This window comes from Cupriavidus sp. GW823-FHT07B10 (genome assembly GCF_058794355.1).
Genome location: NZ_JBXAGS010000002.1, coordinates 147,950 through 172,162, shown reverse-complemented (window position 1 = coordinate 172,162; position 24,213 = coordinate 147,950). Strand labels below are relative to the sequence as shown.

General features: G+C 68.0%; 24 protein-coding genes. 5 read left to right on the top strand and 19 right to left on the bottom strand.

Annotated features, from left to right (window positions below):
• Nucleotides 1-21 precede the first annotated feature (21 nt).
• Both AC1Q6V_RS05600 and AC1Q6V_RS05595 read right to left on the bottom strand, forming a co-directional pair.
• On the bottom strand, nt 22-822 hold the full coding sequence (locus tag AC1Q6V_RS05600) for an ankyrin repeat domain-containing protein (RefSeq protein ID WP_010813702.1): 801 nt from the start codon (nt 820-822) through the stop codon (nt 22-24).
• Between the two features lie 17 nt (nt 823-839).
• The gene (locus AC1Q6V_RS05595; protein WP_010813701.1) at nt 840-1,595 is read right to left on the bottom strand and encodes a gamma-glutamylcyclotransferase; all 756 of its coding nucleotides are present in this window, start codon (nt 1,593-1,595) and stop codon (nt 840-842) included.
• Nucleotides 1,596-1,850: 255 nt separating this feature from the next.
• On the opposite strand from AC1Q6V_RS05595, the gene AC1Q6V_RS05590 reads away from it, so the two are divergent.
• A complete protein-coding gene (locus AC1Q6V_RS05590; protein WP_010813700.1) occupies nt 1,851-2,171 on the top strand; it encodes a hypothetical protein in 321 nt (106 codons plus the stop codon).
• An 80-nt stretch (nt 2,172-2,251) separates the two neighbouring features.
• On the opposite strand, the gene AC1Q6V_RS05585 is transcribed toward AC1Q6V_RS05590, so the two are convergent.
• From AC1Q6V_RS05585 to AC1Q6V_RS05555, 7 genes are all read right to left on the bottom strand, one after another.
• Nucleotides 2,252-2,599, bottom strand: a complete 348-nt coding sequence (locus AC1Q6V_RS05585; protein WP_010813699.1) for an FKBP-type peptidyl-prolyl cis-trans isomerase — start codon at nt 2,597-2,599, stop codon at nt 2,252-2,254.
• A gap of 59 nt (nt 2,600-2,658) precedes the next feature.
• A complete protein-coding gene (locus tag AC1Q6V_RS05580) occupies nt 2,659-3,207 on the bottom strand; it encodes a YaeQ family protein (RefSeq protein WP_010813698.1) in 549 nt (182 codons plus the stop codon).
• Nucleotides 3,208-3,318: 111 nt separating this feature from the next.
• Complete coding sequence (locus tag AC1Q6V_RS05575; RefSeq protein ID WP_011615834.1) at nt 3,319-3,627, bottom strand: hypothetical protein; 309 nt, start codon at nt 3,625-3,627, stop codon at nt 3,319-3,321.
• 108 nt (nt 3,628-3,735) lie between these two features.
• On the bottom strand, nt 3,736-4,323 hold the full coding sequence (locus AC1Q6V_RS05570; protein WP_454751168.1) for a YceI family protein: 588 nt from the start codon (nt 4,321-4,323) through the stop codon (nt 3,736-3,738).
• Between the two features lie 14 nt (nt 4,324-4,337).
• Nucleotides 4,338-4,721, bottom strand: a complete 384-nt coding sequence (locus tag AC1Q6V_RS05565; protein ID WP_010813695.1) for an MAPEG family protein — start codon at nt 4,719-4,721, stop codon at nt 4,338-4,340.
• Nucleotides 4,722-4,787: 66 nt separating this feature from the next.
• Nucleotides 4,788-5,030 (bottom strand): RNA-binding S4 domain-containing protein, encoded by a 243-nt coding sequence (locus AC1Q6V_RS05560; RefSeq protein WP_010813694.1) that lies wholly within the window; start codon nt 5,028-5,030, stop codon nt 4,788-4,790.
• Nucleotides 5,030-6,787 (bottom strand): glutamine--tRNA ligase/YqeY domain fusion protein, encoded by a 1,758-nt coding sequence (locus AC1Q6V_RS05555; RefSeq protein WP_454751167.1) that lies wholly within the window; start codon nt 6,785-6,787, stop codon nt 5,030-5,032. The genes AC1Q6V_RS05560 and AC1Q6V_RS05555 overlap by 1 nt, the downstream gene beginning before the upstream one ends.
• Before the next feature lie 255 nt (nt 6,788-7,042).
• On the opposite strand from AC1Q6V_RS05555, the gene AC1Q6V_RS05550 reads away from it, so the two are divergent.
• Nucleotides 7,043-8,482 carry a CoA transferase gene (locus tag AC1Q6V_RS05550; RefSeq protein ID WP_454751166.1) on the top strand — a complete coding sequence of 480 codons (1,440 nt, stop codon included), beginning with the start codon at nt 7,043-7,045 and terminating at the stop codon, nt 8,480-8,482.
• 1 nt (nt 8,483) lies between these two features.
• On the opposite strand, the gene AC1Q6V_RS05545 is transcribed toward AC1Q6V_RS05550, so the two are convergent.
• From AC1Q6V_RS05545 to AC1Q6V_RS05530, 4 genes are all read right to left on the bottom strand, one after another.
• The gene (locus AC1Q6V_RS05545; protein ID WP_010813691.1) at nt 8,484-9,101 is read right to left on the bottom strand and encodes a pyridoxamine 5'-phosphate oxidase family protein; all 618 of its coding nucleotides are present in this window, start codon (nt 9,099-9,101) and stop codon (nt 8,484-8,486) included.
• A gap of 56 nt (nt 9,102-9,157) precedes the next feature.
• Nucleotides 9,158-10,018, bottom strand: coding sequence for a PhzF family phenazine biosynthesis protein (locus AC1Q6V_RS05540; protein ID WP_454751165.1), 861 nt, complete (start codon nt 10,016-10,018; stop codon nt 9,158-9,160).
• A 173-nt stretch (nt 10,019-10,191) separates the two neighbouring features.
• Nucleotides 10,192-11,817 (bottom strand): gamma-glutamyltransferase, encoded by a 1,626-nt coding sequence (gene ggt, locus AC1Q6V_RS05535; protein WP_454751164.1) that lies wholly within the window; start codon nt 11,815-11,817, stop codon nt 10,192-10,194.
• 52 nt (nt 11,818-11,869) lie between these two features.
• The gene (locus AC1Q6V_RS05530) at nt 11,870-12,847 is read right to left on the bottom strand and encodes a Bug family tripartite tricarboxylate transporter substrate binding protein (protein WP_454751163.1); all 978 of its coding nucleotides are present in this window, start codon (nt 12,845-12,847) and stop codon (nt 11,870-11,872) included.
• Between the two features lie 163 nt (nt 12,848-13,010).
• Between AC1Q6V_RS05530 and AC1Q6V_RS05525 the strand changes: the two genes are divergently transcribed.
• Both AC1Q6V_RS05525 and katG read left to right on the top strand, forming a co-directional pair.
• Nucleotides 13,011-13,895: a LysR substrate-binding domain-containing protein gene (locus tag AC1Q6V_RS05525; RefSeq protein WP_010813687.1), complete on the top strand. Its 885-nt coding sequence runs from the start codon at nt 13,011-13,013 to the stop codon at nt 13,893-13,895.
• A gap of 227 nt (nt 13,896-14,122) precedes the next feature.
• Entirely contained in the window at nt 14,123-16,378 is a 2,256-nt protein-coding gene (gene katG, locus AC1Q6V_RS05520) for a catalase/peroxidase HPI (protein WP_011615827.1), read from the top strand.
• Between the two features lie 143 nt (nt 16,379-16,521).
• Here the strand turns inward: katG and AC1Q6V_RS05515 are convergent, their stop codons facing one another.
• The 3 genes from AC1Q6V_RS05515 to AC1Q6V_RS05505 form a co-directional block, all read right to left on the bottom strand.
• Nucleotides 16,522-16,995 carry an aminoacyl-tRNA deacylase gene (locus AC1Q6V_RS05515; RefSeq protein ID WP_010813685.1) on the bottom strand — a complete coding sequence of 158 codons (474 nt, stop codon included), beginning with the start codon at nt 16,993-16,995 and terminating at the stop codon, nt 16,522-16,524.
• A gap of 179 nt (nt 16,996-17,174) precedes the next feature.
• A complete protein-coding gene (locus AC1Q6V_RS05510) occupies nt 17,175-18,677 on the bottom strand; it encodes a tripartite tricarboxylate transporter permease (protein WP_011615826.1) in 1,503 nt (500 codons plus the stop codon).
• A 13-nt stretch (nt 18,678-18,690) separates the two neighbouring features.
• The gene (locus tag AC1Q6V_RS05505; protein ID WP_010813683.1) at nt 18,691-19,152 is read right to left on the bottom strand and encodes a tripartite tricarboxylate transporter TctB family protein; all 462 of its coding nucleotides are present in this window, start codon (nt 19,150-19,152) and stop codon (nt 18,691-18,693) included.
• A gap of 352 nt (nt 19,153-19,504) precedes the next feature.
• On the opposite strand from AC1Q6V_RS05505, the gene AC1Q6V_RS05500 reads away from it, so the two are divergent.
• Entirely contained in the window at nt 19,505-21,301 is a 1,797-nt protein-coding gene (locus AC1Q6V_RS05500) for a potassium/proton antiporter (RefSeq protein WP_439668115.1), read from the top strand.
• Nucleotides 21,302-21,333: 32 nt separating this feature from the next.
• Here the strand turns inward: AC1Q6V_RS05500 and AC1Q6V_RS05495 are convergent, their stop codons facing one another.
• From AC1Q6V_RS05495 to AC1Q6V_RS05485, 3 genes are all read right to left on the bottom strand, one after another.
• Entirely contained in the window at nt 21,334-22,329 is a 996-nt protein-coding gene (locus tag AC1Q6V_RS05495) for a Bug family tripartite tricarboxylate transporter substrate binding protein (RefSeq protein ID WP_010813681.1), read from the bottom strand.
• A 27-nt stretch (nt 22,330-22,356) separates the two neighbouring features.
• Nucleotides 22,357-22,812, bottom strand: coding sequence for a DUF2214 family protein (locus tag AC1Q6V_RS05490; RefSeq protein ID WP_439668114.1), 456 nt, complete (start codon nt 22,810-22,812; stop codon nt 22,357-22,359).
• Nucleotides 22,813-22,905: 93 nt separating this feature from the next.
• Complete coding sequence (locus tag AC1Q6V_RS05485; RefSeq protein WP_010813679.1) at nt 22,906-24,126, bottom strand: CaiB/BaiF CoA transferase family protein; 1,221 nt, start codon at nt 24,124-24,126, stop codon at nt 22,906-22,908.
• Nucleotides 24,127-24,213: the final 87 nt, after the last annotated feature.

Here is a 24,213-nt window from a genome sequence, read left to right as displayed (position 1 = left end):
TTATTTACGCGGTGCCGGCCCTCAATGCCCCCGCACCCGCATCAGCATCTTCACCATCGTCTTGTAGCCCCGCTCGCGCGCATGGCGCGTGGGGCTCACGCCTTCGCGGTCGGCGAGGTTGGCGTCAGCGCCGGCATCCAGCAGCAGTTGCACCGTTTCCTCGTAGCGGGTGCTGCCATCGCCCAGGATCACCGCTTCCAGCAGCGCGGTCCAGCCGAGGTCGTTGACATGGTCCACGGCAACGCCGGCCTTCAGCAGCAGCTTCACCACCTCGACATGGCCGTGCTGGCTGGCGGCGATCAGCGCGGTGCCGTCATAGCGGTCGGTGCTGGCCAGGTCGGCGCCGTGCGCCAGCGCCAGGCGCACCATGTCGGCCTGGCCGGTGGCGGCTGCCAGCAGGAAGGGGCTGTTGGCCTCGGTGTCCTTCAGGTTCACATCGGCGCCGGCCAGCAGCAGCGTGCGCGCAACTTCGGTGTGCCGGTTCTGCACCGCCGCCAGCAGGGCGCTGCGCCCGCGCTCGTCGGCCGCGCGCGCCGAGGCGCCGGCGGCCAGCAGGCGCGCCACCAGGTCCTGGTCGCCGGCGCTGGCGGCGGTGATCAGGTTGCGGTCGAGCGTGCCGATGGTGTCGCGGCGTGGCGGCGGCTGCATGGCCGCGCTGCGCGGCGCTCGGGCGGCGGGCTGGCTGGCCGCGCCGCCGGCGGGCCGTGCCGCCAGGGTTTGCCCGCCCTGGGCCGCCAGCAGGCCGCCCCCCATCAGCAATCCCATCAGGCCCAGCAGCTCGTTGAGTGCCTGTCTGCGGGTGCGGGCGGCGGGGCGCGTCATGGCGGCAGCTCCTTGGCTCAGACGGTTTCGTGGGGGCTGGCCGGCAGGGGCGCTGCGTCGTCGCGGGCGGCGTGCGCAGCGCGCTCGGCGTCGGCGGCATCGTTGGCCTGCAGCTGGCGCCAGAGCCTGCCCAGGTAGGGATCGTCGACGCCGTTGGTGGCCAGGCCCAGCAAGGTCTGCTGCAGGTATTCGCGCGCGGGGCCGTACAGTCCGGCAGCGTGGCGCAGGCGCTCGACCACGCTGGGATCCGGCAGCCGGCCGGCGTAGGCCTCGTGCGAGCGGTTCATGACGAAGGCGAGGGCACGCTGCTCAGGCGCGCTGGCATCCCCGGTGCGGATGCGCAGCCAGCGCGGATGGTAGGCCCCGGTCAGCATCTCGCGGCGCCACAGCACGCGGAATTCCTGCTCGACCACATGGCTGGGGATGCGGAACACCATGCCGTGGCAGCAGCCGCCCCGGTCCAGGCCCAGTACCAGGCCCGGGTTGTCCCAGGTGCCCCGGTTGATGCGGGAATAGAGGTAGAAGCCGCGGTGGTAGCCGTGCACGGTGGCGCGCTGGCGCTCGGTGTGCACCACCATCGGGTTCCAGATCAGCGAACCATAGCCGAACAGCCAGACATCGCCGCCAAGCGCGGGATCTTCCGGGCGGCGCGCCAGCGTGTCGGAAAGGGACTGCTCGAGCACGGCTTCCGGCAGCAGCGAGGACGCGACCGGAGTACTGCACAGCGAGGTGCGCAGACGGTCGGATTCGAGGTCCTGTCGCGTGATGGCCATGGTGGAAGCATAAATCAAAGCGGCGCCACGGGAAGGTGGGGGAAATGACATAAGTGCCAGTTTTTCTCAGAATTGCCTGAGCAACCGGCACGGGTGTGGGCGCCTGACAACGTTTGGCGCGGCGTGCCGCCTCTGTCACTCGCCGCGGACGGGTGCTGCCGCACCTTTGTCCGCGATCAGGTGCACGTGAATTGCTGGCCGGCGCGGCTGCCATGTCCTTACAATGGTGGCCTCAATTCACAGGGGGAACCCGCGATGGCACGCACGCTTACGGTGGTGTTCGGCAGTGGCAAGGAATATGACTTCACGATCGGCACGGACGAGCTGGCCGCGGTCACCGAGGACGCCGCGTGGCGCTGGTTCGACCGGGAATACAGCGAGCTGGGCTGTCAGGCGTCGAGCCCGGTCGGCAAGGTGCTGGTGATCGACAAGATCCTGAATGTCGCCAAGTTTTCCGGAGAGGCGCGCTTCTCCGGCGATCCTGCCTGGGCGCAGGACTATGCCCGCCATGCGGCGCGGCTGCTGGACCGGGACAAGGTCCGCGTCGATGTCGGCAACGCCGCGATCGGGTTCTGAGGCGCGGGCGCGCCAGCAAGACGGGTAGTTGCCGCGGTTGTCGCCCCTGCCTGTGCAGGCGCGACAACCTTGCTGCCGGCTTAGACCGCCAGCAGTTCCACTTCAAACAGCAGGGTAGCGTTCGGCGGGATCACGCCGCCGGCGCCGCGGGCACCGTAGCCGAGGTCGGCCGGGATCACCAGCCGGCGCACGCCGCCCACCTTCATGCCCTGCACGCCTTCGTCCCAGCCGCGGATCACATGGCCGGCACCCAGTGGGAACACGAACGGGTCGTTGCGGTCCTTGCTCGAATCGAACTTGCGGCCAGCCTGGCCGTTCTCGTACAGCCAGCCGGTGTAGTGCACGGTGACGTGCTTGCCGGCGGTGGCTTCGGCGCCGGCGCCGACGGTGGTGTCTTCGTATTGCAGGCCAGAGGGCGTGGTTTGCATGGCGTATTTCCTTCCGATGGGAACAGACGTGGTGAGAGGAGAACGCAGCGCGGCTGCGTTCAGGCTTGGGCGCGCTGGAGCACATCCAGCGTCAGTTGCACATTGCGGTCGTCGTCGGCCACCCAGATGTCGCCGTCCTGGATCGTCACCGACAGGCGCATGGCGCGCTGCGCCAGCGCAGCCAGGGCTTCGACCGCTTCCGCCGGGACATTGTAGACGGTGACGTTGCGCAGCTTGCCGGCCTTGCCCGCCATGCCCTTCCACCATTCGCGCGCGCTGGCGGCGTTGTAGGTATAGACGGTCACGCGCTCGGCGCGCGCCGCGGCGCGCTTCAGGCGCGCTTCGTCGGGCTGGCCCAGTTCGACCCAGTGGGCGATGTCGCCGGTCAGGCGCTTGTCCCACAGGTCGGGTTCGTCGGGTTCGTCCAGGCCGCGCGTGAAGGCCAGCGTTTCGGTGGCTTCGCAGGCAAAGGCCAGCAGGCGCACCATCATGCGCGCGTCATTCTCGGACGGGTGCTGGGCGATGGTCAGGCTGTGGCTGCCGTAGTAGGGCCGGTCCATGTCGGAGACCGACAGGTCAGCTTTGAAGATGGTGGATTTGAGCGCCATGAGGTGAAGTGAGCGGCAGGCGCCCCGGCTGGGGTGCGGGAGACGCAAAAGGCCGCATCATACGCCATTTGCCGGACACCGCCTGCGGGCCCGGCATACTCGCGCAGTGGCTCAGCGCTTGCGGTATTCCTTGAGGTAGAAGCGCAGCAGCGCCGACAGCAGCAGCGTGCTCAGGAAGCCGGCGGCAACGATCAGCGCCTGCCCGGCGGTGGAGTCGATCTGGCCGGCCACCCCGAGGCGGAACAGCCAGGTGCCGACCATCATCGCCAGGAACGGCATCAGCAGCGCGCCGCGGCCGTAGGTTTGCACTGCCCACAGCGGGAAGCGGCGCAGGAAGTCGCCCGGAATGCTGCAGGCCAGGCAGGCACCGGCAGCTGCCAGTGCGGCGGCCACGATGTCGCCGGAATGGATGTCGAACATGGTCTTGGTCTCGCGCGCCCCCATCAGGCACACGCAGGCGAGCGTGGCGGGAATTGGGCAAAGCGCTGATTCTACAAGAGAAATTTGCGCCGGAGGTGACGAATACGGTTACCGTGGGGTGCTGCCCGCGGGCGATGCCTCGACCGCCACTTGCAGCGTCACGGTGTCGCCTACCTCGGGCAGGAAGCGGGTCATACCAAAGGCACTGCGCGGCACCTCGGCGCGGAAGTCACCGCCGCAGACCTGCCGGCTCATGCCGAACAGGGTGACCTCGCCGCAGCGGAAACGCTCGGCCTGCAGGCGCAGCGGCTGCGTGACGCCGTGCAGCGTCAGCTCGCCTTCCACCGCCGCCAGCCGGGCGCCTTCCATCAGGAAGCGGTCCGCGCGCAGCCGCGCCACCGGGTGCTGGGCAGTATCGAAGAATTGTGCCGAGCGCAGCACGCCGTCCAGGGTGCGGTTGCCGGTATCGACCGAGGCCAGGTCCACGGTCACGTCGAGTGCGCCGGCGCCGCTGTCCGCGTCATATATGAGGCGCCCGTCGATCTTGCCAAAGCGCCCGCGCACCGAACTGCGCTCGAAATGGCTGGCGGAAAAATAGACGGTGGTGTGCGCCGGATCGATGGTGTACTCAAGCGGCGCCGCCTGCGCAGAGGTGATGCCCAGGGCGGCAGCGAGTGCCAGCGCGCGTGCGGCCATGGCTCAGTCGGCGTTCAGTGGACGAACACGGGCAGCAGGAACATGCCCACCACCGACAGGTAGCCGATGGTCCAGCACAGCGTGCGCAGCGTGGCGCGGTCGGTCACGTAGCACACGGTGTAGAGCAGGCGGGCCACGATGAAGACCACGGCCAGCTCGTCGATGCGGGCCTGCGGCGCCTGCAGGTGGCTGGCGGCCAGCACGGCGGCGGCAAAGAAGGGGAAGGCCTCGAAGTGGTTGCGGTGCGCCATGTCGGCGCGGCGCGCGCGGCCGGACTGCTGCTCCAGCCAGCCGCGCGGGTCATGGTTGTCATAGCCAGGCCCGCTGGCCTTGGCGATGGCCACCGTCGCCAGCGGCAGGATGCCGGCCAGCAGCACGCACCAGAAAGCGATCGGCATAGTCCAGTCCTTTCGGTTGCAATGCCGGCGCCGCCGTCACTGGCGCCGCCGGCCCGGCCCGCGCGGTCAGGCGGCGACCACGCGGATCTCGATGCCCGCCAGGCCCACCACCTGCCCGGCGCGGATCTTGGCAGTCTTGCGCGATTCAGGCGCGCCGTCCACCGAGACTTCGCCGGCGGCGACCAGCGCCTTGCCGGCGCCGCCGCTGTCGCACACGCCCGCCAGCTTGAGCAGGTCATTGAGCGCGATGAACTCGCCCTCGAGCGGGAAGGTGATGGTTTGCACGGCTGCCTTGCCAGGTTTGGCCATCACTTGCCCCAGCTGTCTTTCAGACCGACGATGCGGTTGAAGACCGGCTTGCCCGGCCGCGAATCGCTGCGGTCGGCGACGAAGTAGCCATGGCGCTCGAACTGGAAGCGGTCTTCGGGCTGCGCCTCGCGCAGGCCCGGCTCCAGGTAGGCGGTGATCACCTGCTTGGAATCCGGGTTGAGCGCATCCAGGAAGTTCTTGCCGCCGGCGTCCGGGTTGGGGTCGTTGAACAGGCGGTCGTACAGGCGCACTTCGGCCTCGTACGCGTGCGCCGCGCTGACCCAGTGGATCACGCCCTTGACCTTGACGCTGTCGGCGCCCGGCGTGCCGCTCTTGGTTTCGGGCAGGTAGCTGGCGTGCACGGCGATCACGTTGCCGTCGGCATCCTTGTCCACGCCGGTGCACTCGATCACGTAGCCGTATTTCAGCCGCACCTTGTTGCCCGGGAACAGGCGGAAGTAGCCCTTGGGCGGAGTCTCGTTGAAGTCCTCGCGCTCGATCCACAGCTCGCGCGACAGCGGAAAGACGCGCTTGCCGAGTTCCGGCTTCTTCGGGTGGACCGGTGCCGAGCATTCCTCGCTCTGGCCCTCGGGGTAGTTGTCGATGATCAGCTTGAGCGGGTCCAGCACGGCCACGCCGCGCGCGGCACGGCCGTCCAGGTCGTCGCGCACCGCGCCTTCGAGGGTGCTCATGTCGATCCAGCTGTCGGCCTTGGCCACGCCCACGCGGTCGCAGAACAGCTGGATCGATTCCGGGGTGTAGCCGCGCCGGCGCACGCCCACCAGCGTGGGCATGCGCGGATCGTCCCAGCCGTCCACGCGCTGCTCGTCGACCAGCTGCTTGAGCTTGCGCTTGCTGGTGATGGCGTAGGTCAGGTTCAGCCGCGCGAACTCATACTGGTGCGGCAGCGGGTCGCGAAACACGCCGCTGTCGCGCAGGTGCTCAAGCACCCAGTCGTACAGCGGGCGGTTGTTCTCGAACTCCAGCGTGCACAGCGAATGCGTGATGTTCTCGAGCGCGTCCGAGATGCAGTGGGTGAAGTCGTACATCGGGTAGATGCACCACTTGTCGCCCGTGCGGTGGTGATGCGCATGGCGGATGCGGTAGAGCACCGGGTCGCGCATCACGATATTGGGCGCGGTCATGTCGATCTTCGCGCGCAGCACGTGCTCGCCGTCGGCGTACTTGCCGGCGCGCATGTCGCGGAACAGCTGCAGGTTCTCTTCGACGCTGCGCTCGCGGTAGGGCGAGGGCTTGCCCGGCTCGGAGAAATTGCCGCGGCTGGCGGCGATCTGCTCGGCGGTCTGGCTGTCGATGTAGGCGGCGCCGCGCTCGATCAGGGTCTCGGCAAAGGTGTAGAGCTGGTCGAAGTAGTCGCTGGCGTAGTACAGGTGCGGCTGTCTGGTGCCGTCCTTGCCCTCGCTGTCCCAGGAAAAGCCCAGCCAGTGCACCGCGTCGATGATCGAATCGACGTATTCGGTGTCTTCCTTGACCGGGTTGGTGTCGTCAAAGCGCAGGTGGCAGCGGCCGCCATAGTCGCGCGCCAGCCCGAAGTTCAGGCAGATGCTCTTGGCGTGGCCGATATGCAGGTAGCCGTTGGGCTCCGGCGGGAAGCGGGTGATGACGGTCGGCAGCGGTTCGCCGGCCTTGTCCTGGCGGCCGGCATAGGTGCTGGCGGCGAGATCCTGGTCGATGATGCTGCGCAGGAAGTTGGAGGCGGCGGGGGTGCTGTCGGTAGGCTTGTTGTCGTGGCTCATGATGGCGCCGGTTGGCCGGCCTGATGCGTCTGGGTGCTTGGGGCCGGGTCGTCAGATTGCGTGGCGGAATGCCAATAGCGGGATTTTACCGTGCCGGAGCCGCCGCACGCCGCGAGCCGCCGCGGATTTCCGCCCTTATCCCGGATTTGCGTCCGCGCGGATGCGCCTGGCTGCGACGAAAGTGATGTGTCGGAGTAGCATGGGAGCGTGCCGGCCCGTGGTGGCCGGCTTTGGTCCATCGCTGCAGGAATGCCCATGAACGCCCAACCCGATGCGGCGCCAGTGCCGCTTGAGCCCTCTGAAGTCGTTGCCGCGCTGTGGCGTGATGCCGGCCTGCCCGCCGAGGCGCTGGCGCACCTGAAGCTGGACGGCGCCGAGCCGGTGCTGCCGTCGAGCTTTGCCGTGGGCACCGCCGCCCAGGCCAGCCTTGGCGCCGCGGCGCTGGCAGCCGCCGCACTGTGGCACAGCCGCACCGGCCGCTGGCAGGACGTCAGCGTCGACATGCGCCACGCCATCACCGAATTCCGCAGCGAACGCTACCTGCGCGTCGATGGTGGCCCCGCGCCCGAACTGTGGGACAAGCTGGCCGGCATCTACCGCTGCGGCGACGGCCGCTGGGTGCGCCTGCATACCAATTTCCCGCACCACCGCGACGGCGTGGTGCGCTTGCTCGGCTGCGCCAATGATAAGGCGGCCGTGCAGGCCGCGCTGGAAAAGCGGGACGCCGAAGCCTTCGAGACCGCGGCGTCCGACGCGGGCCTGGTGGTTGCGGCATTGCGCAGCTTCGAGGAATGGGACCGCCATCCGCAGGCGGCCGCCTTGCGCGGCCTGCCGCCGGTGACGCTGGAGCGCATCGGCGACGCCCCGCCACAACCACTGCCGGCGCCCGCATCCGCGGATGCGCAGCCGCTGTCGGGCGTGCGCGTGCTCGATTTCACCCGCATCATCGCCGGCCCGGTGGCGGGCCGCACGCTGGCCGCGCATGGCGCCGACGTGCTGCTGGTCACTGCCTCGCACCTGCCGTCGATCCCGCCGCTGGTGATCGACACCGGCCGCGGCAAGCGCAGCTGCCAGCTGGACCTGCGCGATCCCGATGACAAGCGCACCCTGCACAAGCTGCTGCACGGTGCCGACGTGATGGTGCAGGGCTACCGGCCCGGCGGCCTGGCCGAGCTGGGCGTGGGGCCGGAGGCCGCGGCGCGCGCACGTCCGGGCATCGTCTATGTGTCGCTGAGCGCCTATGGCCATGTGGGGCCGTGGTCGCACAAGCGCGGCTTCGATTCGCTGGTGCAGACCGCCACCGGCTTCAATGATGCCGAAGCGCAGGCGGCCGGCAGCGACATGCCGCGCCCGTTGCCGGCGCAGGTGCTGGACCACGCCGCGGGCTACCTGCTGGCCTTCGGCGCGATGGCCGCGCTGCACCGGCGCGCGCTGGAGGGCGGCAGCTGGCATGTGCGGGTGTCGCTGGCGCAGGTGGGGCAGTGGCTGCGCGGCCTGGGGCGCGTGCCGGACGGGCTCAAGGCGCCCGAGCAGAAGATCGACGACGTTTCCGACCTGCTTGAGGCCGTGCCGTCGGGCTTCGGCATGCTGACGGTGGTGCGTCATGCGGCGCATCTGTCGGAAACGCCGGCGCGCTGGACCTTGCCGTCCGAGCCGCTCGGCACGCACGCGCCGGAGTGGCTGCCGCGCGGCTAGGTTAGTAGAGCGTGGTGCGCTGCCGCTCGGGCAGGTCACGGTCGTAGGCGGCGCCGTCGATGGCGTTGTCGCTCAGCGTGGCCAGGATCTCGCCGTTGCTGGGCAGCGACTGGCGCGCCACCTGCGCATCCGCTGCCCACAGCCGCGAGCGGATCAGCGCGCGGGCGCACTGGAAGAACACTGACTGCACCGTGACCACCAGCACCGTGGTCGGGGCCTTGCCGTCGGCCAAGCAGCGCGCGACCAGCGCCGGGTCGACGCTGATCTGCGCGGTGCCGTTGACGCGGATGGTCTCGTTGATGCCGGGGATCACGAACAGCAGCCCCACGCGCGGATCGGCAACGATATTGCGCAGGCTGTCGATGCGGTTGTTGCCGCGCCGGTCGGGCAGCAGCAGCGTGTGTTCGTCCAGCACCTGCACAAAGCCCGGCGCATCGCCGCGCGGCGAGCATTCAGCCCGGTCCTCGCCCACCGTCGACAGCAGGCAGAAGGGCGCCGCCTCGATAAAGGCGCGGTAGTGCGGGTGCAGGTAGTCGACTTCCTTGGACAGCGACGGGGCCGCCGGTTGCGCGTAGAGCGCTTCCAGTTCGGCCAGCGTGGTGATGGCGTGCGAGGTCATGGAAGGCGGGGCGTGGGTCGGCGGGAGGCGAAACCGTCAATGTAGCGCAGATGCCGTTACACGGTCACGGTACCCCGGCCGATCTCCAGCACGCGGCCGCCCACGCGGATGGCGCCTTCGGCATCGGCCTTCAGGCGCAGCCGGCAGGGGCGGCCAACGGCCTCGCCCTGGTCGATCGCATACTCGGCCGGCAGCGCGTGGCCGGTGGCCAGCAGCCAGCCGCCGAGGTTGGCGCAGGCCGAACCCGTGCCCGGGTCCTCGGCCACGCCGCCGCCTTGCTTGGTGAAGAAGTAGCGCGACAGCACGCGGCCGGGCTGCTCCGGGTCGAAAGCAAAGACGTAGACGGTCTTGCGGCCCAGGCTGCTCTGCGGCCAGATCTGCAGGCGCGCGCTGTCGGGGTTGGCGCGGCGCACGGCATCGGTGCCGCGCACTGCCACCAGCAGCTGGTCGGCGCCGGTGTCGACCCACATCGGCGACACCAGCAGGTCGTGTTCCTGCAGGCCGAGCAGGCTGGCGATGTCGGCATCGGACAGGCCCGCCGGCGCGGTCTTCGGCTTGCCGCTGTGGGGGGCGGTGAAGGTCCAGACATCGCCCTGCGCGGTCACCGGCACCACGCCCGCCGCGAACTCCAGCGTCAGCGCGTCGCCGGTTCCGGCCAGGTCGCGCACAGCGTGCGCGGTGCCCAGCGTCGGATGGCCGGCGAAGCGCATTTCATAGCCCGGCGTGAAGATGCGCACCCGCGCGCTGGCACGTTCCGACGGCAGGATAAAGGTGGTTTCCGACAGGTTGAACTGCAGCGCCAGTGCCTGCATGGTGGCCTCGTCCATACCGCGCGCATCCTCGAACACGCATAGCGGATTGCCACCGAAGGTGGCTTCGGCAAAGACGTTGAGCAGGCGGAAGGCGTAGGTGGTCATGGCGCGGGGGGCTCCGGAGGCTGGTTGATCACCAGTGTACGGAGCGGGGGCGGACACGCCATGCACAGTTGGGCCGATCGCCGGCGGGCCAGTTGCGGACAGTTGTGCCGTGCCATGAAAAACGCCCGGGCGGACCCGGGCGTATCGCTGGCGAAGGCACTGAGTCAGCCGGCTCAGAACCCCACTGCCTGGCCATCGCGCCGGCTGTCGCTGGCGGCGACATAGCCGTGCTCTGCATCTTCCGACAGGCGCCAGATGAACTGGCCCGAGCCGAAGTCCATGTACGGATCGTCCACCGACTTGAGCTGGTGGCCGCGCGCCTTCAGGCCCGCGACCGTGGCCGGGTCCATGGTGCTTTCCACATCCAGCGTGAAGTCGCGGTTGACCTTCCAGCGCGGCGCGCAGCAGGCGGCCTGCGGCTGCTGCTTGTAATCCAGCATGCGCACCACGGTCTGCAGGTGGCCCTGCGGCTGCATGTCGCCGCCCATCACGCCGAAGCTCATCACCGGCTGGCCGTCCCTGGTCAGGAAGGCCGGGATGATGGTGTGGAACGGACGCTTGCCGCCCGCGACCACGTTGGCCGACTTCGGGTCCATCGAGAAGCCCACGCCGCGGTTCTGCAGGCTGATGCCGGTGCCCGGCACCACCACGCCCGAGCCGAAGCCCATGTAGTTGGACTGGATGAACGAGATCATCATGCCGTTCTCGTCGGCGGCGGTCAGGTAGATGGTGCCGCCCACCTTGGGCATGCCGAAGTCGAAATGCGTGGCGCGCTGCATGTCGATCAGCTTCGCGCGTGACTTCAGGTAGGCGTCATCGAGCATTTCCTCCGGCGTGACTTCCATGCTGCGCGGGTCGGCCACGTAGCGGTAGAGGTCGGCAAAGGCCAGCTTCATTGCCTCGATCTGCAGGTGCTGAGAATCGACCGAGTCCACCGGGATCGAAGCCATGTCGAACTGGTCCAGGATGCCCAGCGCGATCAGCGCGGCGATGCCCTGGCCGTTGGGCGGGATCTCGTGCAGCTCGTAGCCGCGGTAGGACTTGCTGATCGGCTTGACCCAGTCGGGGCGGTAGTTGCGCAGGTCATCGAGCGTCATGGCGCCGCCGCACTGCTGGCTGAAGGCGGCAATCTGCTCGGCGATCTCGCCTTCATAGTAAGCGCGGCCACGGGTCGCGCCGATCTTGCGCAGGGTTTCGGCGGCAGCCTTCATGGTGAACTTCTCGCCCACCGCGGGTGCGCGGCCATTGGGCATGAAGGTCTCGGCATAGCCGGGCTGGTCCTTCAGTTCAGGCACCGCGGCGGCCCACTTGTGTGCCACCACCGGCGGCACGGCATAGCCGCGCTCGGCGATCTCGATCGCCGGCTCCATCAGGTCGGCGAACGGCAGCTTGCCGAAGCGCTCATGCAGCGCGGCCCAGCCGGCGACCACGCCGGGCACGGTGACCGAGTCCCAGCCGCGGATCGGGCGGTTGGCCAGGCCGTTGGCATCGGTGCCGTACTTGTTCTTGAAGTATTCCGGGCTCCACGCCGCCGGGGCCACGCCCGACGAGTTCAGGCCGTGCAGTTCCTTGCCGTCCCACAGGATGGCAAAGGCATCGCTGCCCAGGCCGCACGACACCGGCTCGACGATGGTGATCGCGGCGGCCGCGGCGATGGCGGCATCGACCGCATTGCCGCCCTTGAGCAGCATGCGCAGTCCGGCTTGCGCAGCCAGCGGGTGCGAGGTGGAAACCACGTTGCGCGCAAACAGCGGGATGCGCACGGAGGGGTAGGGGTTGGTCCAGTTGAAGTTCTGCATGCTTGTCTGTGTCCTTGTGCTCGGTGCGCCCGTAGCGCAAATTCTGCGGCCCTTATTCTGCCGTGATCTTGCGATCCTTGATCAGCTTGCCCCAGCGCGCGCTGTCCTTCTTCACCATCGCGGCGAACTGCGCCGGCGTGCCGCCGACCGGCTCGGCGCCCAGCTTGCCCAGGCGTTCCTTGACCTCGGGCGACTGGATGGCCTTGTTGAACTCGGCATTCAGGCGGTTGACGATATCCGCCGGCAGGCCCTTGGGGCCATAGATGCCGAACCAGGTGTCGGACTCGAAGCCGGGCAGGCCCGACTCACTCGCGGTGGGGATTTCCGGTGCCAGCGGCGAGCGCTTGGCGCTGGTCACTGCCAGTGCCTTGAGCTTGCCGTCCTTCACATGCGGCAGGCCCGACACGATGCTGTCGAACAGCACCTGCACCTTGCCCGAGATCAGGTCCGGCACGGCCAGCGCGGTGCCGCGGTAGGGGATGTGGGTGATGAACACGCCCGCCTGCGCCTTGAAGGCCTCGGCGGTCAGGTGCACCACGGTGCCGTTGCCGCTGGAGGCGTAGTTCAGCTCGCCGGGATGCTTCTTGGCGTAGTCGATCAGCTCGCGCACGTTTTTCGCCGGCAGGCTGTTCGGCACCACCAGCAGGTTGGTGGCGATCGCCACCTGGCTGACCGGGGTGAAGTCGGTCTCGGTGTTGTATGGCAGGCGGGGGTTGATATACGGCCCGATCGAGTGCGTGCTGGTGGTGGCGATCAGCAGCGTATAGCCATCGGGAGCGGCCTTGGCGGCCATGTCCGAGCCGATCGCGCCGCCGGCGCCGGGGCGGTTGTCGACCACGATCTGCTGGCCCAGGTTGGCGCCCACCTTCTGCGCGATGGCGCGTGCCAGCAGGTCGGTCGCGCCGCTGGCCGGGAAGGGCACGATCAGGCGGATCGGCTTGCTGGGATAGGTATCGGCCAGTGCGGGCGTGGCGGCCAGGCAAAGCCCGCAGCCAAGGCCGATGCCGAAGCGGCGCAGCCAGGATTTCATTCTTGTCTCCGGTGTCAGGCGATTGGCCCCGATTCATGAGCCGGCCTTCATTATTCCGTGCTGCCGGTCACAAAGAAAGCTAATATTTCTTTCCAATGTCACAAGGAAATCTTAAGGATCAGCCCTTGCCGGCATATGCCTGACTCTTCCCTTGTGTGCACCGATGAGCACTGTCCGCTTCCTCCGTACCTTCGTTGCCGTGGCCGAGCACGGCTCCTTTGCCGCCGCTGCCGGCCAGGTGGCGCTGACCCAGGCCGCCGTCAGCCTGCAGATGCGCGCGCTGGAGACCGAATTGCGCCGCGAGCTGTTCGACCGCAACGGCCGCGTGGCCGTGCTCAATGCCGACGGCCGCGCGCTGCTGCCGCAGGCGCGGCGCATGCTGGCGCTGTATGAAGAGATGCGCCTGCCGCTGGCCTCGGACGAAGCCATGGCGGGTGCGGTGGCGGTGGGTGCGGTGGTGTCGGTGATGGGCGGGCTGTCACATGCGGTGGCGCATATGAAGCGCACTTATCCTGCGCTCGACGTGCGCCTGGTCGGCGCCAAGTCGATCGAGCTGGCGGCGCAGGTCGAGGCCGGCGAGCTGGATGCCGCCATCCTGGTCGAGGGCGCCGCGCGCGTGCCCGGCACGCTGCGCTGGACGCCGCTGTACCAGGAGCCGCTGGTGGCGATCGCGGCACGCGGCAGCCCGGGCCGCGACGCACGCGAGGCGCTCGCCACCAATCCCTACCTGCGCTTCGACCGCAGCCAGCGCACCGGCGTGCTGGTCGAGCGCGCGCTGCGCCGCGCGCACCTGAAGGTCAACGAGTTCCTGGAGCTGAACGCGATCGAGGCGCTGGTGGAACTGGTGCGGCAGGAGGTCGGCGTGACCGTGGTGCCGCTGCTGCGCCGCGCGCGCTGGCGCGACGACGAGGCGCTGCGCATCCTGCCGCTGCTGGTCAACGGCGAGCCGGTGATGCGTCACATCGGCATGCTGGAACGGCGCGACCACGGGCGCGGGAAGGTGACCGCGGCAGTACGGGCCGCCTGCAGCGAGCTGTTCGGCGCCTAGCTGTCGCCGTGCCATAACCAAGTCCTATCGCGCGGATAGTCAGAAACACGTTCTCCTGAAGATCCCTATTGCATATATTTCGGTTGCGGACGGCCGCTGACGCGGCCCGACTCGCCATGGGCGCCACGACTCCTGCGTTGGCGCACGCCCTCGCGCGTCCGCTGATTGCCCGACCTTTGACGCCATCGCTGCAGGCGTGTTCAGTACGTCCCTACATGGAGAAACGTATGTCTAACGAAACAAAGTGTCCGTTCAGCCATGCCGCCGGCGGCGGCACGACGAATCGTGACTGGTGGCCGAATCAACTGCGTCTGGACCTGCTGAGCCAGCATTCCAGCAAGTCCAACCCGTTGGGCGGCGACTTCAACTATGCCAAGGCCTTCAAGAGTCTCGACTTCGCAGCAGTGAAGAAGGACCTGGCCGCGCTGATGACTGACTCGCAGGACTGGTGGCCGGCGGACTTCGGCCACTACGGCCCGCTGTTTATCCGCATGGCCTGGCACAGCGCGGGCACATATCGCATTGGCGATGGCCGCGGTGGTGCAGGGCGCGGCCAGCAGCGTTTCGCACCGCTCAACAGCTGGCCGGACAACGCCAGCCTGGACAAGGCGCGCCGACTGCTATGGCCGATCAAGCAGAAGTACGGCCAGAAGATCTCCTGGGCCGACCTGATGATCCTGGCCGGCAACGTCGCGCTCGAGACCATGGGCTTCAAGACGTTCGGCTTCGGCGGTGGCCGGGAAGACACCTGGGAACCGGATGCGGATGTTTCCTGGGGCAAGGAAAAGACCTGGCTGGGCGGTGACCTGCGTTATGGCAAGGGTGCTGCCGGCAAGGATGAAGGCGTGGTCGTGGCCGACGAGGCGTTGCATGGCACCGAGACCAGCCGCACCGACTCCGGGCGCAACCTGGAGAACCCGCTGGCCGCCGTGCAGATGGGCCTGATCTACGTGAACCCGGAAGGCCCCGACGGCAATCCGGACCCGCTTGCCGCGGCCCACGACATCCGCGAATCGTTCGGGCGCATGGCCATGGACGACGAGGAGACCGTCGCGCTGATCGCCGGCGGGCATGCCTTCGGCAAGACCCACGGTGCCGGTCCCGCGGACAACATCGGGCCCGAGCCCGAGGGCGCCGATCTCGAACGCCAGGGCCTGGGATGGGCGAGCACCTTTGGCACCGGCAAGGGCGCCGACACCATCACCAGCGGCCTGGAGGTGACCTGGAGCAATACACCGACGAAGTGGGGCAATAGCTATCTGGAGAACCTGTTTGGCCACGAATGGGAGCTGACCAAGAGCCCCGCCGGTGCCAACCAGTGGGTTGCCAAGGATGCCGCGGAAACCATCCCGCACGCTTACGATCCTGCGAAGAAGCTGCGGCCGACGATGCTGACCACGGATCTGTCGCTGCGTTTCGACCCGGCCTACGAGAAGATCTCGCGGCGCTTCCTGGAGCATCCTGACCAGCTCGCCGATGCCTTTGCCCGCGCCTGGTTCAAGCTGATCCACCGTGACATGGGCCCGCGCGCCCGCTACCTTGGACCGGAAGTGCCGGCCGAAGAGCTGCTCTGGCAGGATCCGATCCCGGCGGTCGATCATCCGCTGGTCAACGAGCAGGACGTCGCCGCGCTCAAGCAGAAGATCCTGGCGTCAGGGCTGCCGGTCTCGCAACTGGTGCAGACCGCCTGGGCCTCGGCATCCACCTTCCGCGGCTCGGACAAGCGCGGCGGCGCCAATGGCGCGCGTATCCGCCTGGCCCCGCAGAAGGACTGGGCAGCCAATGAGCCCGAGCAACTGGCGAAGGTGCTGAAGGTGCTCGAAGGGATCCAGGCCGAGTTCAACGGCGCACAGTCCGGCGGCAAGAAGATCTCGCTTGCCGACCTGATCGTGCTGGCCGGTGGCGCGGGGATCGAGCAGGCGGCGCAGAAGGCCGGCCATCGGGTGACCGTGCCGTTTACGCCGGGCCGCATGGACGCCTCGCAGGAACAGACCGACGTGCAATCCGTCGGGGCGCTCGAGCCGATTGCAGATGGCTTCCGCAACTTCCTGAAGGGGAAGTACAACATCCGGGCGGAGGACCTGCTGATCGACAAGGCGCAATTGCTGACCCTGACTGCTCCCGAGATGACGGTGCTCATTGGCGGACTGCGCGTCCTGAACGTGCATACCGGGCAGGATGCGCACGGCGTCTTCACCGACCGTCCGGAAACGCTGAGCAACGATTTCTTCCGCAACCTGCTCGACATGCGTACGGAATGGAAGCCGCTCTCGGAGGCCCGGGACGTGTTCGAGGGGCGTGACGCCAAGACCGGTGCGAAGAAGTGGACCGGCACCCGCGTCGACCTGGTGTTTGGTTCGAATTCCCAGCTCCGGGCCCTTTGCGAGGTCTACGCAAGCGAGGACGGACAGGAGAAGTTTGTCCGTGACTTCGTCGCCGCCTGGGCCAAGGTGATGAACCTCGACCGGTTCGACGTTGCCTGAACGGTCGCGTGGCCCCGTCAGGGCCGTCCTCCCTGACGGGGCTTTCTCAACCCGGGTGTGAGCGGCGCAGTGGACGCGTCGCCAACACAATGACAAGCGGCCGGCAAGCGCCGGCCGCGTGGCCTGCCAGGGCATGCCCTCGCCTACATGATCCTGTGCGCAAAATGCCCGCGCCGCGCATCGGCCATCAGGTCGAGGAACTGCCCGGTGCTCATGTGCACCAGTTCCTGGTGGTCGCCCGCCTCGAAGTAGACGTCGGGGTGCGTCAGCAGGCTGTCGTCGAGCCAGGTCTGCGTGCCGTACGCCATGCCGACCGGCGGGAGCGCGCCGTGGTCGCAGTCGCGGAACACTTCGCGCACGCCATCCTCATGCGCCAGCGACAGCTTGCGGCCGGTCTGCTCGCAGATCTCCGACAGTTTCAGGTGGTGAGTCGAAGGAATCACGGCAGCGACGTAGCCGCTGCTGTCTTCCAGCAGGACGGTCTTGGCCAGTCGGTCTCCGGGAATGTGTGCGGCCTGCGCAGTGGCCATGCTGCTGAGGCTGTAGGGGTGCCGAACGGTGTCGAACTGGCTTTGCTTCTTGCTCAGGCATCTCGCCAGCGTGGTAGACATGGTCATGATTTCAACCTCCGACGCGCGCAGCGCGACCGTTGTCCGAGTCCTATCAATATAGGTCGTCGGGGGTCGGGTGGCGGTGGGGCCGAGCCAGGACGTAGCCGGCAAGCACAAAAAAAGGGCACCTTGCGGTGCCCTTAGTGTGTTGTGCCGCCGGCCCCGGGGCCGGCGATATTCCCTGCTTATTCTTCCTGGAACGCTTCCTCGCGCTTGGCCTTGATCGACGGCATCGCCACGATCAGCACCAGCACGCCAGCGGCGATCAGCAGGCCCAGCGACAGCGGGCGCGTCACGAACACGCTGAAGTCACCACGCGACAGCAGCAGCGAGCGGCGGAAGTTCTCTTCCATCATCGGCCCCAGCACGAAGCCGAGCAGCAGCGGCGCGGGTTCGCACTTGAGCTTGATGAACAGGTAGCCCACCACGCCGAAGGCCGCGGTCTGGAACACGTCGAAGGTGGTGTTCTGGACCGAGTACACGCCGATGCAGCAGAACGTCAGGATGGCCGGGTACAGGTAGCGGTAAGGCACCTTCAGCAGCTTCACCCAGATGCCGATCAGCGGCAGGTTCAGCACGATCAGCATCAGGTTGCCGATCCACATCGAGGCGATCAGGCCCCAGAACAGCGCCGGGTTGCTGGTCATCACCTGCGGGCCGGGCTGGATGTTGTGGATGGTCATCGCACCCACCATCAGCGCCATCACCGCGTTGGGCGGAATGCCCAGCGTCAGCAGCGGGATGAAGGAGGTCTGCGAAGCCGCATTGTTGGCCGATTCCGGACCCGCCACGCCTTCGATCGCACCCTTGCCGAATTCCTGCGGATACCTGGAAGTCTTCTTCTCCAGCGAGTAGGCAGCAAACGAAGCCAGCGATGCACCGCCGCCCGGCAGGATGCCCAGTGCCGAGCCCAGCAGCGTGCCACGCAACACCGCCGGGATCATGCGCTTGAAGTCTTCCTTGGTCGGGAACAGGTTGGTGATGTGGTCGGTAAAGGTTTCGCGGTGTTCCTTCTGCTCCAGGTTGGCGATGATTTCAGCAAAGCCGAAGATACCCATTGCCACCGAGACGAAGTTCAGGCCATCGGTCAGTTCCGGCACGTCGAACGAGAAGCGCGCGGCGCCCGAGTTCACGTCGGTGCCGACCAGGCCCAGCAGCAGGCCCAGCACGATCATGGCGATGGCCTTGACCAGCGAACCCGAAGCCAGCACCACGGCGCCGATCAGGCCCAGCACCATCAGCGAGAAGTATTCGGCGGGGCCGAACTTGAACGCCAGTTCCGACAGCGGCGCGGCAAAGGCGGCCAGGATCATGGTGGCGACGCAGCCGGCGAAGAACGAGCCCAGCCCGGCTGTGGCCAGCGCCACCCCCGCTCGTCCTCGCCTTGCCATCTGGTAGCCGTCGATGGTTGTCACCACCGAGGATGATTCACCAGGCAGGTTCACCAGGATGGCGGTGGTCGAACCGCCGTACTGGGCGCCGTAGTAGATACCGGCCAGCATGATCAGCGCGGCCACCGGGGGCAGCGTGTAGGTCACCGGCAGCAGCATGGCGATGGTGGCCAGCGGCCCCAGGCCCGGCAGCACGCCGATCAGGGTTCCCAGCACGCAGCCCAGGAAGGCGTACGCGAGGTTCTGGAAGGTCAGGGCGGTGGAGAAGCCCAGACCCAGGTTGGCGAGTAGTTCCATGTTGGCGGCCTCCTTAGCTTGCCAGGAAAGCCGGCCACACCGGCATCTGCAGGTTGATGCCGTACACGAACGCGCCCAGGCTGATCAGCACCAGGATGATGGCGTTGAGGATGGCACCCTTCCAGCTGAATTCATGGCTGGCCATCGACGACACCAGCACCAGCACCAGCACCGACAGCACCATGCCCAGCGGCTTGAGCAGCAGGCCGAACAGCACCACCGAACCGAGGATCCACAAGAGCGTCTTGATGTCCCAGCGGGCCAGGTTGTCTTCTTCCGACTTGGAAGACAACGAGCCCCACAGCACCAGCACGCCCAGCAGGGCGAGCACGATGCCGAGCCAGAACGGGAAGTATCCCGGTCCCATTTTTGCGGCGGTTCCCATGGAATAACCGCGCGCGACCCAGGAAAAGCCGAATCCGACCAGGATGAACATCAGGCCGGAGGCGAAGTCCTTTTGGCTACGTATGCGCAAAGTGAATCTCCTCGATAAGACTGCTTGAAATCTCAGGAGGGCTCCCTTCCGCTGCCTTTGTTGCGGTGCATCAATGCGGCAGTTTGCGGGAGCTCTCCTACGGGCAGGGTGGAAGTTAAGGGGGCGACCTTTCAGCTACCTTTCAGATGTCTGCAAACAGGGTCATGCTGAGGGTATCCCCTAGTGAAAGAGCGCTTAAAAGTGCCGCCAAGCCAAGCTGGGAGCGGCCTGGCGGGCAGAAGCCCCAGTCGCTGCGCTATTATCCGGGGCGGTCTTGCGCCGCGCGGCGCTACCCGCCGCTGAAAGGTTTGAAAGGTTCCGCAAGGAACCACTACGCAACGCGAGGAGCGGTTTGGAGAGCATTGACCACATCATTCTGATCGGCGCCGTCGTGATGTCGCTGGGCATCGTGCTGGGGGCTTTCTCGGCACGCCTGGGCGTGCCGTTCCTGCTGGTCTTCCTGGCCGTGGGCATGCTGGCCGGCGTGGACGGGCCGGGCGGCATCCGTTTCTCCGATACCTGGCTCAGCTTCCTGGTCGGCAACCTGGCGCTGGCGGTGATCCTGCTCGATGGCGGGCTGCGCACGCGCTTTGCCACCTTCCGGGTGGCGCTGAAGCCTTCGCTGTCGCTGGCGACCGTGGGGGTGCTGGTGACGGCAGCGCTGGTCGGCGTGTTCGCCGCGTGGCTGCTGGGCATCGACTGGCGGCTCGGGCTGCTGCTTGGTGCCATCGTCGGCTCGACCGACGCGGCCGCGGTGTTCTCGATGCTCAATAGCAGCGGCATCCGGCTGAAGGAGCGGGTGGCGAGCGTGCTCGAGATCGAGTCCGGCATCAACGACCCGATGGCGATCTTCCTGACCCTGACGCTGATCGAATGGCTGACCGCGCCTGACGGCCTGACGCCGCTGGGCCTGGTCACGCGGCTGCTGGTGCAGTTCGGCGTGGGCGGCGTGCTCGGCCTGGCGCTCGGCTATTGCCTGGCCCGCGTGCTGGAGCGCATCCGCGTGGCCGAGGGGCTGCAGGCGATCCTGCTGTGCTCGGGCGGCGCCATGGTGTTCGCGCTGGTGCAGAGCGCCGGCGGCAGCGGTTTCCTGGCGGTGTACCTGACCGGCATGCTGATCGGTAACCGCGAGCGCGCGGTGACGCCGGACACCATGCGCGCCATGGACGGCATGGCCTGGCTGGCGCAGTCGGCCATGTTCCTGCTGCTGGGCCTGCTGGTGTCGCCGCACCGGATCTGGGAGGTGGCCGGTCCGGCGGTGGCGGTGGCGGCCTTCCTGATGCTGGTGGCGCGGCCGGTGGCGGTGTGGCTGGCGCTGCTGCCGTTCCGCTTCAATGCGCGCGAGACCGGCTTTATCGCCTGGATGGGACTGCGCGGCGCGGTGCCGATCGTACTGGCGCTGTTTCCGCTGCTGCGCGAGGTGCCGCAATCGGGGCTGCTGTTCCGCATCGCCTTTGCCGTGGTGCTGGCCAGCCTGCTGTTCCAGGGCACCACGGTGTCGGTGGCGGCGCGCCTGGCGCGCGTGCGGCGCCCCGGCTACCCCGAGCCGCTGGCGCGTTCGCGCCTGCGCGGCACGCGCGCGCCGATCCTGGAGGTGATGCAGTTCGAGGTGGGGCCCAATGCGCCCGTGGAGAACGTGCGCGCCGACCAGCTGGAGCTGCCGCCGCGCTGCCGGCTGCTGACGGTGGCGCGCGACGATGCGCTGGCGGCGCTGGACCAGACCGTGCTGCGCGCCGGCGACAGCGTCTCGGTGCTGGCGCCGGTGACGACCCTGCCGATGCTGTCGGCGCTGTTCCAGGCACCGGGCCGCGCGCCTACCTGGGAGCAGGCCTCGCATGATTTCCTGATGTCGGGTGATGCGCTGCTGCGCGACGTCGCGGCGCTGTACGGCACGCGCGCGCTGACCCCGGAAGAGGAGCCGCTGACGCTGGAAGCGGCGATGCTGCGGGCCTTCACCTCGCCGCCGGTGGAGGGCGACAGCGTCGCGATCGCCGGCCTGCCGCTGACGGTGACGCGCATGGAAGGCGCGCAGATCCTGCAGGTGGGGTTGCTGCTGCCGCGGCTGGACGGGGATTCGGGCGGGCGGCTATGGCCGCGTCGGCGCAAGGACGGGGCAGAGCGGAGCGGGGAGGGTGCCGAGGCGGAGTAATGACAAAAAAGGCGGCCATGGCCGCCTTGTTTTCAATCCACCTTCGCCCCGGACACCTTCACGATCTGCGCGTATTTCTTCAGCTCGCGCTGGATCAGCGCCGCGAACTGCTCGGGCGTGGTCGGTGCCGGCTGTGCGCCGATGCGGGCCAGGCGTGCCTTCATCTCGTCGGTCTTCAGGATTGCCACGATCTCATGGTTAAGCCGCTCGACGATCTCGCGCGGGGTGTTGGCCGGCGCGAACACGCCGAACCACGTCGAGATGTCGAAGCCTTCCAGGCCCAGCCCCTTGCCGGCTTCCGCGATGGTCGGCAGTTCCGGGAAGGCCGCGGCGCGGCTGGCGGTGGTGACCGCAAAGGCCTTCAGCTTGCCCGCCTTGATATTGGCCGAGGCCGAAGCCAGGTTGTCGAAGATCAGGTCGGTCTGGCCCGACAGCACCGACAGCTGCGCCGGTGCGGCGCCGTTGTACGGGATATGGACCATGCTGACCTTCGCCATGCTCTTGAAGAGCTCGCCCGACAGGTGGCCGGCGCTGCCGTTGCCGCCCGAGGCGTAGTCCAGCTTGCCCGGATTCTTGCGCGCGTACGCGACCAGGTCGCGCACATTGTTGATATGCAGGTCGGCGGCCTTGCCCGGGTGCATCACCAGCACGTTGGGGACGTCGGCCACCAGCGTGATCGGCGCGAAGTCCTTGACCGGGTCGTACGGCATCTTGCTGAACAGCGTCGGGTTGATGGCGTGCGTGGCCACCGCGCCCATGACGATGGTGTAGCCGTCGGCCGGCTGCTTGGCGACGTAGTCCGCGCCCAGGTTGCCGCCCGCGCCGGGCTTGTTCTCGACCACCACCGGCTGGCCCAGGCTGTCGCGCAGCTTCTCGCCGATGGCGCGCGCGACGGTGTCGAGCGGGCCGCCGGCGGGGTAGGGCACCACGAAGCGGACCGGCTTGGTCGGGTAGGCATTGGTGGCCGCCACGGCGGCGGCGGGCAGCAGGGCCGCGGTCAGCGCGGCGGCAAGCAGTTTCTTCAGCATGTTTCGGACTTCAGGGGATTGGGATTCTTATCTGGCGCCGATGCCCCGCGCCATCATGACCGCGCACAGCGGCAGCAGGATCACCAGGTGGGCTTCGATCATCACCCAGCGGCGGGCGGCCTTCAACTCGGACGGCGCCGGCACGTAATCCGGCAGCCGGCGCGCCTGCTTGCGCCAGCGCGCGATGGCGAAGGTCGGCGGCAGCGAGCACAGCGCGATCAGCACGAACACGCCCACCTTGGCATGGAACCACGGGTTGTGCAGGTAGAAGTCGGCGCCCTTGGCGCCGTAGAACAGGCGCAGCAGGCCGGTGCCCAGCACCACCATCGCCGACAGGAAATAGAACAGGTCGTACAGCGACAGGCGCCGCACCGCGGCCGGCGTGATTTCCGGGCGCAGCACCACGGCCTCGGCGGCCATCAGGGTGATCAGGACGAAGATCGCAAGGAAATGCAGGAAGGACAGTATGGCGTCGGTCAGCATGGATTCTCCTTTGCCTTTGCTTCAGTGGGGACTGAACTGCTTCGGGAAGGCACCGGCGGGGCACCAGGGCCGCCCGCCGGCAGGAGGAGAATCTTACAGCACACCCTTTGCACGCAGCGCTTCGATCTGCTCAGGGCCGTAGCCCAGCGTCTCGGCCAGCACCGTGTCGGTGTGCTCGCCCAGCAGCGGCGGGTGGCGCAGTGCCTGCGGCGGCGTGGCGCTCATCTTGATCGGGCTGCCCACCAGCCTGACCTCGCCGGCGCTGGGGTGGGGCAGGTCCACGCGCAGGCCGCGCGCCTTGACCTGGTCGTCCTCGAACACGTCGTCGAGGGTGTTGATCGGGCCGCACGGCACGCCGGCGGCCTCCAGGTCGCGGATCCACTGGGCGCGGGTGCGCGGGCGCACCATCTCGGCCAGGATCGGCACCAGCACGTCGCGGTTGGCCACGCGCTGCGGGTTGGTGGCAAAGCGCGGGTCGTCGGCCAGCTCGGGCTTGCCGCCGTCGGTGACGAACTTGCGGAACTGCCCGTCGTTGCCCACCGCCACGATGATCCAGCCATCGGCGGCCTGGAAGGTCTGGTAGGGGACGATATTGGGGTGCGCATTGCCCCAGCGGCGCGGCGCCTGGCCGCTGGCCAGGTAGTTGGTGTTCATGTTGGCCAGCATCGCCACCTGCACGTCCAGCAGGGCCATGTCGATGTACTGGCCCTCGCCGGTGCGGTCGCGGTGCGCCAGCGCCGCCAGCACGGCGATGGTGGCGTACTGGCCGGTCATCAGGTCGGAAATGGCCACGCCGGCCTTCTGCGGGCCGCCGCCGGGCAGGTCGTCGCGCTCGCCGGTCAGGCTCATGAAGCCGCCCATGCCCTGGATGATGAAGTCATAGCCCGGGCGCGCGGCGTACGGGCCGGTCTGGCCGAAGCCGGTGACCGAGCAGTAGATCAGGTCGGGCTTGACCTGCCTGAGCGACTCATAGTCCAGGCCGTACTTCCTGAGCTGGCCTACCTTGTAGTTCTCCAGCACCACGTCGCTCTGCGCCGCCAGCTCGCGCACGATCTGCTGACCTTCCGGCGTGCTGATGTCGCAGGTCACGGAGCGCTTGTTGCGGTTGGCGGCCAGGTAGTAGGCGGCTTCGGCGGTGTCGCGGCCGTCCTCGTCCCTGAGCCAGGGCGGGCCCCAGGTGCGGGTATCGTCGCCGGCGCCGGGGCGCTCGATCTTGATCACGTCGGCGCCGAAATCGGCAAGGTTCTGGGCGCACCACGGCCCGGCAAGGACGCGGGTCAGGTCGAGGACGCGGAGATGGCTTAAAGCTCCCATGGCGGTAGTCAATGCAGTGGGTAAGGCGGGGGATCGGTCGCAACGGCGAGGGGTCGGCGCGCCCCTGCAAACAGGGGCCAGCACGGG